Origin of the sequence: Micromonospora sp. NBRC 110037, from assembly GCF_001652995.1 — a bacterium.
Classification (GTDB): domain Bacteria; phylum Actinomycetota; class Actinomycetes; order Mycobacteriales; family Micromonosporaceae; genus Micromonospora; species Micromonospora chalcea.
This window is the reverse complement of sequence record NZ_BBVA01000002.1, coordinates 1,764,137-1,778,351: the sequence shown is the minus strand read 5'-3', so window position 1 is coordinate 1,778,351 and position 14,215 is coordinate 1,764,137. Positions and strand designations below refer to the sequence as shown.

Below are 14,215 nucleotides of genomic sequence, written 5' to 3'. Positions count from 1 at the left end.
ACGGGTAAGCGGGCCGGGGAGGGGCCGCTGTGACACGCGAGTTCGTGAACTGGTCCGGCAGTCTCCGCTTCACACCGGCGGACCGGGCCGAGCCGGCCGACGAGGCCGAGGTGTGCGACCTGGTGCGCCGTGCCCGGGCCACGCGCGCGACCGTCCGGCCGGTCGGCTCGGGGCACTCGTCCAGCCCGCTGGTGCGTACCGACGGGATCCTGCTGAGCCTGGACCGGATGGCCGGGGTGATCTCCGACGACGGGCGGGTCGCGACCGCGTGGGCCGGCACGAAGCTGCGGGCGCTGGGCGAAGGGCTCTACGACGCCGGGCTGGCCATGGACAACCTGGGCGACGTCGACTACCAGTCGATCGCTGGGGCGACCGCCACCGGCACCCACGGCACCGGCATCGGATTTGGGAACCTGAGCACCCAGGTCACCGGCGTGCGCCTGGTCACCGGCACCGGCGACGTGCTGGACGTCGACGCGCGGCGCAACCCGGAGCTGCTGCCGGCGGTGCGCCTCTCCCTCGGCGCGCTCGGCGTGGTCACCCAGGTCACGCTCGACGTGCAGCCGACCTACCAACTGCACCGCCGCTCCTGGTGCGCGCACCTGGACTGGACCCTGGACCACCTCGCCGTGCTGCAGCACACCAACCGCAACATGGACTTCTACTGGTACCCGCGCAGCGACCAGACGCAGATCCGGGTGATCAACCGCACCGACACGGACGCCGCGCCGGACCGGGCACAGCCCCGGCTGCCGGACGGCGAGCCGCGGCAGAGCCAGGTCGGGCCCACCCACCGCACCATTCCCCGGCACCGGGAGCTGCGCTTCGAGGAGATCGAGTACATGCTGCCGTCGGAGGCGTTCCCGGCCTGCTTCGCCGAGGTGCGCCGCCGGGTGCGCGACCGGCACCGCCGGGTGGCCGCCTGGCGGGTCCTGGTCCGCACCATCGCCGCCGACGACATCTGGCTCAGCAACGCCTACGGCCGCCCCACCACCACGATCGCCTGCCTGCAGAACACCTCGCTGCCGTACGACGAGTACTTCCGGGACATGGAGGCGGTGTTCCGGCACTACGGCGGACGCCCGCACTGGGGCAAGAAGCACTGGCTCGGCGCGCGGGAGCTGCGTCCCCTCTATCCCCGCTGGGACGACTTCCAGGCGGTGCGCCGCCGGCTCGACCCGGACGGGGTGTTCCTCACCCCGGACCTGGCCCGGCTGCTGGAGGAGTCGTGAGCGCGCCGGTCGGCGCCCGGGTCTGGGTGGTGCCGGGCGGGCACGTGCCGTTCCCCGCGCACGGCCCGGAACCGGCGTTCACCGCCTTCGACCAGCTCTGCGTGCTCAACGCCGCCGACGAGGACGCCGAGCTGGAGCTGGACTTCTACTACCAGGACGTCGAACCGGTCGGACCGTACCGGCTACTGGTCGGCGCCCGCCGGATCCGGCACGTACGGGTGAACGACCTGATCGACCCGGAGGCGGTGCGACTGGACCGCCCGTACGGCTGCGTGCTGCGTTCCCCGGTCCCGGTGGTGGTGCAGTTCCTGCGCCAGGACACCCGGCTGCCCGGCGTGGTGGCGCTGACCGGCACGATGGCGTACCCCGGGTGAGGTTCGGGCGGGCGACCGCGGGTACCCGGCCGCATGCGGGATGCCGTCGACCGGGTACGCGACGCCGGGCGGTCCAGCCGCCGGCGACTGGGCACGTACTTCATCGTGGCGGTCCAGGCCGGCCTCGCGGCCACGCTGGCCTGGACGGTGGCCCGCGAGGTGCTCGGCAACCCCGACCCGACGTTCGCGCCGGCCGCGGCGGTCAGCGTCATCGCCGCCTCGCTCGGCAACCGCACCCGGCGGACCGTGGAGCTGGTGGTCGGGGTGGTCCTCGGCATCGTCGTCGGTGACCTGCTGGTGCATCTGTTCGGCACCGGGCCGTGGCAGACCGGCGTGATCGTGTTCCTGGCGGTCTCCGCGGCGGTGCTCGTACGCGGTACCGGCGCGCTCGTCACCCAGGCCGGCGGTACGGCGGTGCTGGTCGCCACGCTGACCCCGGTGTCGCCCGACCTGGAGCTGCCCCGGACCCTCAACGCGCTCGTCGGCGGCGCCGTCGGCCTGCTCGTGGTGCTGGTGATCGCGCCGCTGAACCCGCTGCGCGCGGTCCGCCGCGTGGCAGACCCGGCGCTCGACACGTTCGCCAGTCAGATGACCGCGTCGGCGGAGGCGCTTGCACACGCCGACGTGCGCGCGGCCGACGAGGTGCTGGCCCGGATGCGCGCCGCCGAGACGGAACTGGACCGGATCGACGAGATGGTCGGCGCCGCCGACGAGGTGGTCCGGTTCTCCCCGGTGCGCTGGCGGCGACGACGCGCCCTGGCCGCGTATCGGCACGGCGCCGAGCACCTGGACCGGGCGTTCCGCAACAGCCGGGGCATGGTGCGCCGCATCGGCACCGCGTTACGGGACCGGGAGCCGGTGCCGCCGCACCTGCCCGCCGCGCTGGAGCACTTCAGCGAGGCGATCCGGCTGCTGCACCGGGCGTTCCTGGCCGCCGAGGAGCCGGCCGCCGCCCGGGAGCGGGTGCTGCGCGCGGTCCGCGACGCGGGCGAGGCGTGCCGGCAGGAGATCGGCTTCTCCGGCACCATCGTGGTCTCGCAGTTGCGGACCGTCGCCAACGACCTGCTGCGTGCCACAGGCGTGCCGGCGGACGAGGCCCGCCGTCAGGTCCGCCGCGCGGCAGCGGCCCGCTGAGAGGGCCGCTCACGCCTCGGTCAGCAGGGTCTTCTGCACCTTGCCCATCGCGTTGCGGGGCAGCGCGCCGACCAGCCGTACCTGCCGGGGGCGCTTGTGCGCGGACAGGTGCCGCGCCACGAAGTCGATCAGCTCGGCCTCGGCCACGCCGTCGCCGACCACGTACGCGGTCACCTGCTGCCCCAGGTCGGGGTGGGGCGTGCCGACCACCGCCGCCTCCCGCACACCCGGGTGGGCCAGCAGCGCGTCCTCCACCTCGCCGGCCCCGATCCGGTACCCGCCGCTTTTGATCAGGTCGGTGGCGGCCCGGCCGACGATGCGGTGGACGCCGTCCGGGTCGACCGTGGCGACGTCGCCGGTGCGGAACCAGCCGTCGGCGGTGCGGGTGGCCGCGTCGGCGTCCGGCCGGTTCAGGTAACCGTCGAACAGCGTGCCGCCGCGTACCTGCAGCTCACCCATGGCCGCGCCGTCCGCCGGCAGCGGGTCGCCGTGCTCGTCCCGCACCCGCGTGTGCACGCCGGGCAGCGGCACACCCACGGTGCCGGGCCGCCGGGGAACGTCCGCGCGGGCGCTCACCGTCACGAGCGTCTCGGTCATGCCGTACCGCTCCAGCGGCCGGTGCCCGGTCAGCCCGGCCAGCGCCGCGAAGACCGGATCGGGCAGCGCCGCGCTGCCGGACACGAGCAGCCGGGCGCCGCGCAGCGCCCGCGCCGCCGCGGGTTGCGCCGCGATCCGCGACCAGATCGTGGGTACGCCGAAGTACAGCGAGCCGCCCGCCGCCGCGTACCGCTCGGGGTGGGGACGGCCGACGTGGCGCAGGCGGCTGCCGACGCGCAGCGGGCCGAGCACGCCCAGCACCAGCCCGTGCACGTGGAACAGCGGCAGCCCGTGCACCAGCACGTCGTCCGGTGTCCAGGCCCAGGCGTCTGCGAGCCCGTCCAGGCAGGCGGCGACCGCGCGGCGGGACAGCACCGCGCCCTTGGGCGCGCCGGTGGTGCCGCTGGTGTAGAGGATCAGCGCGGTGGCCGCCGGGTCGGGCTCGGGATGGCTGGTGTCCGAGCGCCGGGCCAGATCCAGCGGCACGAGCGGCGGCGAATGGGCTTCCCGCGTGCCCGGCGCCGCCAGCAGCACCTCCGCGCCGGAGTCGCGCAGGATGTGGTCGCGTTCCATCGGCCCGGCGTCGGGCGGCACCGGCACCACCGCCGCGCCCGCGAGCAGCCCGCCGACCACGCCGACCACCGTCTCCAGAGTCGCCGTCGCGGGCACCGCCACCCGGGCCGCTCCGCGCAGGTCGTCGGCGACCGCGGCGGCCGCCCGGCGCAGCTCCACCCAGGACAGCGAGCGGTCCTGCACCCGGATCGCGCCCGGGCGCCCGTCGGTGGCCTCGGCGAGCCGGCTGAGCAGCGGCACGGGCACCCCTTTCCGGTACGTCCCTGACGTGACCGTAGCCGGACGGGCCACCCCGGCCGGGTGGGCCGTCAGGAATGTGTCATCGTGGTCGGCGGCGAGAGAGGGGTCGGCATGTCGGGTCCGTTGCACGGGGTGCTGGTCGCCGACTTCTCCCGGATCCTCGCCGGGCCGTACGCGACGATGCTCCTGGCGGACCTCGGCGCGGACGTGGTCAAGGTGGAGTCGCCGGGCGGCGACGACACCCGCGGCTGGCGGCCCCCGGTCCGCGACGACGTCTCCACCTACTACCTGGCGGTCAACCGCAACAAGCGCTCACTGGTGCTCGACCTGACCGACCCCGGCGACCTGACGCTGGCGCACCGGCTGGCCGACCGGGCCGACGTGCTGATCCAGAACTTCCGTCCGGGCGCGCTGCGCCGCTTCGGCCTCGACCACGACACGCTCACCGCCCGCAACGCCCGCCTGGTGTACGCCTCGATCAGCGGTTTCGGCGCTGCCGGGGGCGCCGACCTGCCCGGGTACGACCTGATGGTGCAGGCCGCCGCCGGGTTGATGAGCCTCACCGGGGACGCGGACGGCCCGCCCTACAAGGCCGGTGTCGCGGTGTTCGACGTGATCGCCGGGCTGCACGCGGCGGTCGGGATCCTGGCCGCTCTGCGGCACCGCGAGTCGACCGGGCGCGGGCAGCACGTCACGGTGGACCTGCTCTCCTCGGCGCTGTCCGGGCTGGTCAACCACACCAGCGCGCACGTGGCCGGGGCCGCGCAGCCGCACCGGATGGGCAACGCGCATCCGAGCATCGTGCCGTACGAGCCGCTGCCCACCGCCGACGGCGAACTGGTGGTGATCGCCGGCAACGACGCGCAGTTCCGTACCCTCTGCCGGGTGCTGGGCGTGCCGGAACTGGCCGGCGACGCGCGGTTCCGGCGCAACGCCGACCGCGTCGCGCACCGCGACGAGCTGCGGCCGCTGCTGGTGGCGGCGCTGTCCCGGCGCGGCAGCGCGGAGTGGTTCGGCGAGCTGCGCGCGGCGGGCGTGCCGTGCAGCCCGATCAACTCGGTGGCCGAGGGGGTGGCGCTGGCGCAGGGGCTGGGCCTGGAGCCGGTGGTGACGACCGGCGGCGTGCCGGGGATCCGCAACCCGATCGGCCTGTCCGGCACCCCGCCGCGCTACGAGCTGCCGCCCCCGGAGCTGGACGAGCACGGCGACCAGCTGCGCGCCTGGCTCGCCGCCCCCTGAGCCGGGCGCGCGGTCAGAGCGTCTCGACCAGGCGGAAGCGTTCCAGCACGGCCATGGTGTCGTCGTCGACGGTGAACGTGGGGTCGCCGAGCCAGCCGCGGTAGTCCTCGCCGTGCCAGAACTGCTCGTGGCCGGCCCGCCAGGCGGCGACCGACTCGTAGCCCTCGCCCTCGTCCCGCGCGTGGTCGAGATCGACGTCACCGAGGCGGGCGACGCGGACCTCGACCAGCTCGATCACCGCCACGGGCCGGCCGTCGGAGTCGATCACCGCCGAGCGGGTACCGACGGCCGGCAGCGGCTCGCCGTCGATCTCGTAGTCCTGGACCAGCGCGGTAGTGGTGGTCTTGCTCCCGTCGAGCACGGCGGCGACGAGCTGGTCGCGCAGCGGGCCGGGGAAGGCGAACTCGAAGGTGGGCAGCGCGGCATCCATGCCCGGCAGGCTAGCCGTCGGCGGCGGCGCGGCGCGCGGAGAATTGGAGGCGGAACCGGCAGCCCGCTCAGCCGGCCGGCGGCAGCAGGCGGTCCAGCCAGCCCAACAGCACCCGCTCGTACTGCGGGCTGACACTGTCCAGGTCCTCACCCTCGCCGAGCGTGGGCGCGTGGTCGCAGCCCGCCAGCCGGGCCACCGTCAGCTCGGCGTCGCGGGCCGCCCGCCGCCACACCTCGAGGCTGTCCTCGATCGGGATCCAGGCGTCCGTCTCGCCCCAGCAGAGCAGCACCGGGCAGGTCAGCCGCGCCAGCACCGGTGCCGGGTCGTAGTCCATGTCGGTCCACGTGCCGGGCGTGGCGGGCAGTTCCTCGGGCAGGGACGCCAGTGGGAACCAGGGGTGGCGCACGGCGACGTCCAGCTCCGCCTGCGCCACCGCGCGTGGCACGTCACCGCGCAGATAGTCCTCGGCGAGCGCGCGCAGCCGGGTCAGCTCAACCACGTCGGCCGGCCCGTACCCGTGCCGGCGCAACTGCTCAGCGGTGCCGTAGCGCATCTGCCTCGCGGGGCTCACCCCGCTGCACCCGACCAGGACCAGGAAGTCGACCGGGTGCCGGGTGGCGGTCAGCGCCGCCGCCCACGCGCCCTGGCTGAACCCCCACAACCCGACCGGGACCGCCCCGACGTGCCGGCGCAGCTCGGTGAGCGCGGCGACCGCGTCCTCGGCCTGGTCGGCCAGCGGCACGTCGTGCCCGTCGACGCGGGGGCGGCGGTCGTAGCGCAGCACCGCGATCCCGGCCCTGGGCAGCAGCCGGGCCAGGTGCGCGTACAGGAAATGGGAACGCTGCCCGGCGTGCGAGCCGTGCAGCACCACCAGGCCTCCCCGTACCGGCGCGGCCGGCAGGTCGAGGACCGCGGGCAGGCCCGCCGTGCCGATCGTCGTCTCCATGCCGGGCAGTGAACCACCAGCCGTCCCGCCCCGTGGTCCCGGCCGCCGCCCGCAACGCCCGCGTGCGTACGCTGACCAGGTACGCAGCCGCGACCGTGGAGAACCGCCATGACCAGCCCCGCATCCCGTACCGTCCGGGTCGCCCGCCCCGGCGACGTGGCCGCCCTCGTCGACCTGATCGAGTCGGCGTACCGGGGTGAGCGCAGCCGGCAGGGCTGGACCCACGAGGCGGACCTGTTGGCCGGGCAGCGCACCGACCCGGACATGGTCGCCTCGGCGGTCACCGCCCCGGACGGCGTGGTGCTGGTCGCCGAGCAGGACGGTGACCTGCTCGCCTGCTGCCAGCTGGAACGCCGCGACGACCACGTCTACTTCGGGATGTTCGCGGTGGCCCCCGGCCGGCAGGGCGGCGGCCTGGGCCGGGAGCTACTGGCCGAGGCCGAGCGGTACGCGACGCAGCAGTGGCACGCCGGTGAGATGCGGATGACCGTGATCGTCCAGCGCGACGACCTGATCGCCTGGTACGAGCGGCGCGGCTACGTCCGCACCGGCGAGCTGAGCCCGTTCCCGTACGGCGACGAGCGCTTCGGCGTGCCGCTGCGGCCGGACCTGGCGTTCGAGACGCTGCGCAAGAAGCTCGGCTGACTCAACCGGGCCGGTCGACCAGCGCCACGAGCTTCTTCGGGGCCAGCACGCAGTAGCTCTCGATGAGCAGCTCGGCGACCTCGGTCCAGTCCGTGTCCGCGTCGAGTCGCAGGCCGACCACGTCGGCGGCCCAGTCCGGCTTGAAGAAGTGCGGCCCGGCCGCGAGCAGCCCGGCGATCTCGTCGCCGGGGGAGCGGAACGTCATCACGCACACCGGCTCGTCGGTCGCCGCCGCCCGCGCGTACGCGGCCTGGTGGCCGGGGTCGACGGTGAGCACGTGGGCGAACGTGCGGCCGCGCACCCGCCACCGCACACCCACCCAGGCCGGCTCCTCGTAGGCGTCGGGCAGGCCGAGGCAGACCGGGCGCAGGCGGTCGAGGTGCTCGGGCGGAACGTCTCCGGGACCGGTCATGCCCGCACGCTAGCCGCAGCCCCCGACATTCCCGCCGTACCGGCGTGGCGCCCGGTCGCCGCGCGTCCGGCGGAGAAATGTCAAGCCTGGGAGTACCACGACGATGAGTTTCGGCGAGGCCCGCGGTCAGTGCAGGGAAGACACCTGGATGGAGGACGAAACATGAGCGGCGTACGGGTACTTGTCGGCACGCGCAAGGGCGCGTTCATTCTGACGTCGGACGGCAAGCGCGACGACTGGACCGTCGACGGACCGCACTTCGGCGGATGGGAGATCTACCACCTCACAGGTTCACCCGTCGAACCGGACCGGCTCTACGCGTCCCAGTCCGGCGGCTGGTTCGGGCAGCTGATCCAGCGTTCGGACGACGGCGGCCGGAACTGGACGACAGTCGGCAACGACTTCGCCTACAGCGGCGAGGTCGGGCAGCACCTCTGGTACGACGGCACCCCGCGCCCGTGGGAGTTCAAGCGGATCTGGCACCTGGAGCCGTCCCGCCACGACCCCGACACCGTGTACGCGGGCGGTGAGGACGCCGCGCTCTACCTGTCCACCGACGGCGGCCAGAAGTGGTCCGAACTGACCGCGCTGCGGCAGCACCCGACCGGCCCGTCCTGGCAGCCCGGCGCGGGCGGGATGTGCCTGCACACGATCATCCTCGACGCGGCCGACCGGGACCGGATCTACGTCGCGATCTCGGCGGCGGGCGCGTTCCGCAGCGACGACGGCGGCGCGAGCTGGCTGCCGATCAACAAGGGACTTCGTTCCGGCGAGATCCCCGACACCGACTCCGAGGTGGGGCACTGCGTGCACCGCCTCGCCCAGCACCCGTCCCGGCCGGACACGCTGTTCATGCAGAAGCACTGGGACGTCATGCGCACCGACGACGCCGGCGGCAACTGGCGGGAGATCAGCGGCGACCTGCCGACGGACTTCGGCTTCCCGATCGCGGTGCACGCACACGAGCCGGAGACGGTCTACGTGGTGCCGATCACCAGCGACTCGCTGCACTACCCGCCGGAGGGCAAGCTGCGCGTCTACCGCAGCCGTACCGGCGGTGAGCACTGGGAGCCGCTGACCGAAGGGCTGCCGCAGTCGCACTGCTACGTCAACGTGCTGCGCGACGCGATGGCCGTCGACACGCTCGACCCCTGCGGGATCTACTTCGGCACCACCGGCGGTCAGGTCTATCACTCGGCCGACGGCGGCGACACCTGGGCGCCGATCGTGCGCGACCTGCCGGCCGTGCTCTCGGTCGAGGTCCAGGTGCTGCCGTGATCCGGGTGGTGCTGCCGGCGCACCTGAAGAACCTGGCGCACGTCACCGGCGAGGTACGCGTCGAGGTGGCCGGGCCGCCGACCCAGCGGGAGGTGCTCGACGCGCTGGAGGCCGCGTACCCGATGCTGCTCGGCACGATCCGCGACCGGCACAGCGGGAAGCGCCGGCCGTTCGTCCGCTTCTACGCCTGCGAGCTGGACCTGTCGAACGAGTCGCCGGACGATCCGCTGCCCGAGGAGGTCGTCAAGGGCAAGGAGCCGTTCATCGTGCTCGGCGCGATGGCCGGCGGCTGAGCGCGTTCGGCCGGGAACCGTGCTCGCCGCGGCCACGTCTGACGGCCCATGACCTTTCGCAGATTCCGGACGATCGGATGGACGATGGCCGCCGCGCTGGCCCTCGGTGGCTGCACCGCGTCACCCTCGGCCGATCCGCCGCCCACCGGCCGGCCCGTTCCGGCCGGTGGGTTGCGGCTCGTCGCGTTCGACTCCTGCGACGAGGCGCTACGGCAGATCCGGGCGGCCGCTCGGGCGGCGGTGGGACCGTGGGGTCTCGGGCCGGGCCGCGACCTGCTCCGGTTCGGCGCGGAGGCCGGGGCCGACAGCGGCGCCCAGAAGGCGGCCGGGCCGGCGTCCACTCCGGACTTCTCCGGGACGAACGTGCACGAGGCCGGCGTGGACGAGCCGGACCTGGTCAAGACCGACGGCCGGCGCATCGTCACGTACGGCCGGGGCGTGCTGACGGTCGTCGACCCGGCGACCCGCCGGCAGACCGGCCGGCTGGCGCTCGATCCGGCCGCCGACCGGTTCTCCGGGCAGGAGGGCAGCCTGCTGCTGCACGGGGACCGCGCGCTCGTGCTGCTGCGCGCCGGAAGGGCCCCCGAGTCCACGGTGCCCGGTCGGCGTCCCGCACCCGGCGTGGTCGGGCAGGCCCGGCTGGTCCTGGTCGACCTCGCCGCAGCGCCGCGCGTCGTCGGCGAGTACCGGATCGACGGCCGGATGGTCGACGCACGGCAGGTCGGCGCGACCGCCCGCATCGTGATCAGCTCCGGTCACCGGCTCGAGTTTCCGCAGCAGCCGGGGGAGCGTACCGACGCGCAGCGGATCGCCGCGAACCGCGCGGTCGTCGACAAGGCCACGCTCGACGACTGGCTGCCCCGCTACGAGATCCGCGACAGCGTCCGCACTGTCGGCAGCGGTCGGGTCGGCTGCGATCGGGTGAGCCGGCCGGCCGGCTTCTCCGCCGCCTCGACGCTCACCGTGCTCAGCTTCGACCTGGGCGCGCCCGCGCTCGGCGCCGGTGACCCGGTCACCGTGTTCGCGGACGGCGACACCGTGTACAGCAACGGTCGACGCCTCTACGTCGCCGCCGACCAGCGCTGGCGGACGTGGCGCGCCGCGTCACCGGAGGCGCGCGACGTCAGCACCGAGATCTATCAGTTCGACACCGCCGCGGGCACGCCGCGCTTCGTCGCCGCCGGGTCGGTGCCCGGCTGGCTGATCAACCAGTACGCGCTGTCCGAGTGGGACGGTCACCTGCGGGTCGCCACCACCAGCGGCGACACGTGGAGGCGGGAGAGGTCCTCCCAGTCCGGCGTCTACGTGCTGCGCGCCGACGGTCCCACGCTCAAGCGGGTCGGCGCGGTCACCGGCCTCGGCAAGGGCGAGCGGATCTTCGCGGTGCGGTTCGTCGGCGGCACCGGATACGTGGTCACGTTCCGGCAGACCGACCCGCTGTACGGCGTGGACCTGCGCGACCCGGCCGCGCCCCGGGTGACCGGCGAGCTGAAGATCAACGGGTATTCGGCGTACCTGCACCCGGCCGGCGACGGCCGCCTGATCGGCGTCGGCCAGGACGCGACCGGCCAGGGGCAGGTGACCGGCACCCAGGTGTCGCTGTTCGACGTCGCCGACCCGGCCCGGCCCACCCGGATCGCCCAGCACCACGTCGCCCGTGGCTGGTCGGAGGCGGAGCACGACCCGCACGCGTTCCTCTACTGGCCGCCGGAGCGGCTGGTGGTGATCCCGGTGATGCAGTCGGGCGTGGACACCGATGGGCCCGACGGCACGAAGCGCCCGCCGTTCGGTGGTGTGCTGGCGTTGCGGCTCGGCGACAAGGGATTCACAGTGGCCGGCGCGGTGGACCATCCGGGGAGCCTGGCCGACGGCGGCGAGCGGACGCCGATCCGCCGCTCGCTGATGATCGACGGCGTGCTCTGGACGGTCTCCGACGCCGGTCTCAAGGCGACCGCCCTGGCCGGCATGACCAGCCTGGCCTGGGTGCCGCTGAGCTGACAGCGGCCGGGCCTCGCCGCGCGGTAGGCGTGCGACGAGGCCCGGCACGTCACTGTTCCAGCGCCGCCTCGGCCGCCGCCACCTGCGGTCCCACCCGCGCCGCGTACGCGACGACGCCGCCGAGGAGGAACGTCGTGGCGGTGACCGCGGCGATTCGGTTGCCCGGCTCCTGCGCCATCCACAGCGCCGCCTGCCGCCATTCCGGCCCGCCCGGCGCGGCCATGAAGGACGCCATGGCGGCCCAGGCGGTCGGCGCCTGCCAGGCGGCCCGGGCGCCGGCCAGCGCCGCGCCGAGGCCGACCAGCCCGATCAGCCCGGCCGTGTTGCGGGCCAGCACGGACAGCGGTCCGAAGTCGACGCCGAGGACGCGGGCGGCGGCCAGCAGCCCGACCACCGCCGCGGCGTACCCGAGCAGGTGCCCGGCCCGGCGCGGCGCCCACTGCCACGCGGCGGTCCGTTCCAGCGCCGGGTCGGTGCCGGCGAGCGTCGGCCCCAGCGGCGCCACCGCCAGGGCGGTGGTGAGCACGGCGAGGCCGGCGGGCACCTCGGGGCGGTCGGTGAAGCCGGCCCAGGCGACGGCCATCACGGCGACGGCGATAGCGGATCCGGCCAGGGCGGCGGGTAGCCGGCGGGACCGCACGTACAGCGGCAGCCAGCGGGTCACGGCGCGGCCCGTCCGGTGAGCGCCGGCATCAGGTCCGGCTCGCAGCGCGCGGCGGCGTCCCGCAGCGCGGTGATGCGCCGCAGCTGCTCCGGCTCGGGCAGCGCGCGCAGTTGCCGCACCCCGTCCCGGATCTCCTCCTGCTTCTCGTCGGCGTACCGGTATCCGGTCCAGGAGTCCCACAGCCGCACCGTCTCGGCGTCGAGCAGCCAGGCCGCGGCGATCGCCGGGGCGATGTCGTCGCCGCTGCGCCCGCAGCCGTACCACATGGTGCCGCCGCCCAGGGCGATGCGCTCGGCCACGTCGGCGACCCGGCCGCTGTCCGGGTCGACCTCCAGGAGGAACTGCACGCTGTCCGGTGCCGGCTTGGGCCGGTGCCACTGCTCGCTGTCGTTGCTGCCGATGGTGTCCAGCCGCAGTTCCACCGCGCGGGTCGGTGCGTTCGGCAGCTTCGCCAGCGCGTCGAGCCCGCGGCGGGCCTCGGGAGTGATCTGGGGCAGCAGGTGCGCGTTGATCGCGGTGACGCACACCTGCGGCGTGCCGTCGGCGCAGACGTAACGGCGCGCAGACTGGTCGAGCTGCCAGATGCCGGCCGGACCCGGTGTGCTGATCAGCAGGAGTCCCGCGACACCGGCGGCGAGGCTCGCCGCCGCGCCGGCCCGGAGCGGCCACGACCGGCCCGCCGTCAGCAGCAGTCCGGCGAGGACCAGCCCGACACCCAGCGCGAGGCGGCTGAGCAGCAGCCGGTCGGACAGCGTCTCCCACGGCGTGTCCGGCGGCCAGGAGATCATCAGGGAGGCGTTCGACAGCCGGCTGGTGCTGCCCGGACCGCCGAGCATGGCGGTGCCCTCCTGCGCCACCAGGCCGGCGGCGGCCAGCAGCGGCGGCAGCAGCGGTGAGGACCACAGCCGGCCCGCTGCCACACCGACCCAGGCCGCGCCCACCAGCACCAGCACGTCGATCAGCGGCCCGGCGAGTCCGCGTAGGCCGAGGTAGGTGCCGCCGGTGGCGATCACCGCCGCGCTGGCGGCGACCACGAGCAGGTGCGCGGCCGCGACGGCGACGCCGAGCGCGGTCATCGCGGGCAGCGCGCGCTGCCAGCGGGGCCGGCCGGTGCTGTTCATCAGCTCGTCGGCGCGGGTACGGCGGTCCCGGCGGCCGAGCACCGCGCCACCGGCGAGCGCGAGCGGCATCAGCAGGAAGACGTTGGAGGCGTGCACGTAGCCCAGCCGCAGCCACTGTCCCTGCCAGAAGTCGTACATGCTGGCGGTGCCGAGGACGCCGACGGCGATCAGCAGCACCGCCACGACCGGCGCGTTGGAGCGGCGCAGTTCGACGCGTACCTGTCGGATCATCGGGCGCTCCGGTGCTGCTGGAGGAGGTACGAGTAGCCGCGCTCGGCGGGGCTGTCGCCGACACCGCCGGTCTCGCCGTGGCGGACCAGGTCGGCGGGCAGGCCCTGGAACACGCGGGTGCCCTGGTCCATCAGGATGACGTCGGAGCAGGCCGCCACCACGTCCTCCACCAGGTGGGTGGAGACCAGCACGCAGGCGTCCGCGCCGAGTTCGCGGATCAGCTCACGGAACTCGACCCGCTGTTCCGGGTCCAGGCCGACTGTCGGTTCGTCGAGCAGCAGCAGGTCCGGTTCGTTCACGATCGCCTGGGCGATGCCGGCCCGGCGCAGCATGCCGCCGGACAGCGACTTGAGCTTGGCGTCGGCCCGGTCGGTGAGGCGTACCCGGTCGATGGCCCGCTGGGTCGCGCCCGGCACCGCCGAGGCCGGCATCTCCCGCAGCCAGGCCACGTACTCGACGTACTCCCGGACGGTGAACCGGGGGTAGTAGCCGAACTGCTGCGGCAGATAGCCGAGCCGGCGGCGCACCGGCCGCAGCTCGCGGGACGCGGTGGCGTCCGCGCCGAGCAGCCGGAGCACCCCGCCGTGTGGTTTGACCACTGTGGCGAGCGCGCGCATCAGCGTGCTCTTGCCGGCGCCGTTGGGGCCGAGCAGCCCGTGCACGCCGCTGCCCAGCGTCAGGCCGAGGTTGTCGACGGCCAGGTGCCGTCCGGCCTTCACCGACAGTCCCACCGCCTCGATCCGCCAGGCGTGCCGGGTCGGCGCCACCTCGTCGGCGCTCACTGCGCGTACCAATGTCGTCTCCTTCT

15 protein-coding genes are annotated in these 14,215 nt (G+C 74.6%); 8 read left to right on the top strand and 7 right to left on the bottom strand.

What is annotated here, in order from left to right; all coding sequences use genetic code 11:
• Positions 1 to 29: 29 nt before the first annotated feature.
• Genes A4R25_RS07155 through A4R25_RS07145 form a run of 3 tightly spaced genes read left to right on the top strand, consistent with a single transcriptional unit; the run spans position 30 to position 2,740 of the window.
• On the top strand, positions 30 to 1,232 hold the full coding sequence (locus A4R25_RS07155; protein WP_030502307.1) for a D-arabinono-1,4-lactone oxidase: 1,203 nt from the start codon (positions 30 to 32) through the stop codon (positions 1,230 to 1,232).
• The gene (locus A4R25_RS07150; RefSeq protein ID WP_030502308.1) at positions 1,229 to 1,606 is read left to right on the top strand and encodes a sensory rhodopsin transducer; all 378 of its coding nucleotides are present in this window, start codon (positions 1,229 to 1,231) and stop codon (positions 1,604 to 1,606) included. The genes A4R25_RS07155 and A4R25_RS07150 overlap by 4 nt, the downstream gene beginning before the upstream one ends.
• Positions 1,607 to 1,639: 33 nt before the next feature.
• The gene (locus tag A4R25_RS07145) at positions 1,640 to 2,740 is read left to right on the top strand and encodes an aromatic acid exporter family protein (protein WP_030502309.1); all 1,101 of its coding nucleotides are present in this window, start codon (positions 1,640 to 1,642) and stop codon (positions 2,738 to 2,740) included.
• A 9-nt stretch (positions 2,741 to 2,749) separates the two neighbouring features.
• Here A4R25_RS07145 and A4R25_RS07140 read toward each other — a convergent pair whose 3' ends face one another.
• Positions 2,750 to 4,150, bottom strand: coding sequence for an acyl-CoA synthetase (locus A4R25_RS07140; RefSeq protein ID WP_064446504.1), 1,401 nt, complete (start codon positions 4,148 to 4,150; stop codon positions 2,750 to 2,752).
• 111 nt (positions 4,151 to 4,261) lie between these two features.
• On the opposite strand from A4R25_RS07140, the gene A4R25_RS07135 reads away from it, so the two are divergent.
• Positions 4,262 to 5,389 (top strand): CaiB/BaiF CoA-transferase family protein, encoded by a 1,128-nt coding sequence (locus A4R25_RS07135; RefSeq protein WP_064446062.1) that lies wholly within the window; start codon positions 4,262 to 4,264, stop codon positions 5,387 to 5,389.
• A gap of 13 nt (positions 5,390 to 5,402) precedes the next feature.
• Here the strand turns inward: A4R25_RS07135 and A4R25_RS07130 are convergent, their stop codons facing one another.
• A complete protein-coding gene (locus tag A4R25_RS07130) occupies positions 5,403 to 5,819 on the bottom strand; it encodes an ASCH domain-containing protein (RefSeq protein WP_064446061.1) in 417 nt (138 codons plus the stop codon).
• Between the two features lie 67 nt (positions 5,820 to 5,886).
• Positions 5,887 to 6,765: a S9 family peptidase gene (locus A4R25_RS07125; protein WP_064446060.1), complete on the bottom strand. Its 879-nt coding sequence runs from the start codon at positions 6,763 to 6,765 to the stop codon at positions 5,887 to 5,889.
• Positions 6,766 to 6,873: 108 nt separating this feature from the next.
• Between A4R25_RS07125 and A4R25_RS07120 the strand changes: the two genes are divergently transcribed.
• Complete coding sequence (locus A4R25_RS07120) at positions 6,874 to 7,410, top strand: GNAT family N-acetyltransferase (RefSeq protein WP_064446059.1); 537 nt, start codon at positions 6,874 to 6,876, stop codon at positions 7,408 to 7,410.
• Position 7,411: 1 nt separating this feature from the next.
• On the opposite strand, the gene A4R25_RS07115 is transcribed toward A4R25_RS07120, so the two are convergent.
• Positions 7,412 to 7,822 (bottom strand): MmcQ/YjbR family DNA-binding protein, encoded by a 411-nt coding sequence (locus A4R25_RS07115; RefSeq protein ID WP_064446058.1) that lies wholly within the window; start codon positions 7,820 to 7,822, stop codon positions 7,412 to 7,414.
• Between the two features lie 162 nt (positions 7,823 to 7,984).
• On the opposite strand from A4R25_RS07115, the gene A4R25_RS07110 reads away from it, so the two are divergent.
• Genes A4R25_RS07110 through A4R25_RS07100 form a run of 3 tightly spaced genes read left to right on the top strand, consistent with a single transcriptional unit; the run spans position 7,985 to position 11,391 of the window.
• A complete protein-coding gene (locus tag A4R25_RS07110) occupies positions 7,985 to 9,100 on the top strand; it encodes a sialidase family protein (RefSeq protein ID WP_043324247.1) in 1,116 nt (371 codons plus the stop codon).
• Positions 9,097 to 9,393, top strand: a complete 297-nt coding sequence (locus tag A4R25_RS07105) for a MoaD/ThiS family protein (protein ID WP_064446057.1) — start codon at positions 9,097 to 9,099, stop codon at positions 9,391 to 9,393. Before A4R25_RS07110 ends, A4R25_RS07105 begins: the two co-directional genes overlap by 4 nt.
• A 48-nt stretch (positions 9,394 to 9,441) precedes the next feature.
• The gene (locus tag A4R25_RS07100) at positions 9,442 to 11,391 is read left to right on the top strand and encodes a beta-propeller domain-containing protein (protein WP_231915446.1); all 1,950 of its coding nucleotides are present in this window, start codon (positions 9,442 to 9,444) and stop codon (positions 11,389 to 11,391) included.
• 49 nt (positions 11,392 to 11,440) lie between these two features.
• Here the strand turns inward: A4R25_RS07100 and A4R25_RS07095 are convergent, their stop codons facing one another.
• Genes A4R25_RS07095 through A4R25_RS07085 form a run of 3 tightly spaced genes read right to left on the bottom strand, consistent with a single transcriptional unit; the run spans position 11,441 to position 14,201 of the window.
• Complete coding sequence (locus tag A4R25_RS07095) at positions 11,441 to 12,055, bottom strand: hypothetical protein (RefSeq protein WP_064446055.1); 615 nt, start codon at positions 12,053 to 12,055, stop codon at positions 11,441 to 11,443.
• On the bottom strand, positions 12,052 to 13,407 hold the full coding sequence (locus tag A4R25_RS07090) for a hypothetical protein (RefSeq protein WP_064446054.1): 1,356 nt from the start codon (positions 13,405 to 13,407) through the stop codon (positions 12,052 to 12,054). The genes A4R25_RS07095 and A4R25_RS07090 overlap by 4 nt, the downstream gene beginning before the upstream one ends.
• The gene (locus A4R25_RS07085; protein ID WP_064446053.1) at positions 13,404 to 14,201 is read right to left on the bottom strand and encodes an ATP-binding cassette domain-containing protein; all 798 of its coding nucleotides are present in this window, start codon (positions 14,199 to 14,201) and stop codon (positions 13,404 to 13,406) included. The genes A4R25_RS07090 and A4R25_RS07085 overlap by 4 nt, the downstream gene beginning before the upstream one ends.
• Positions 14,202 to 14,215 lie beyond the last annotated feature (14 nt).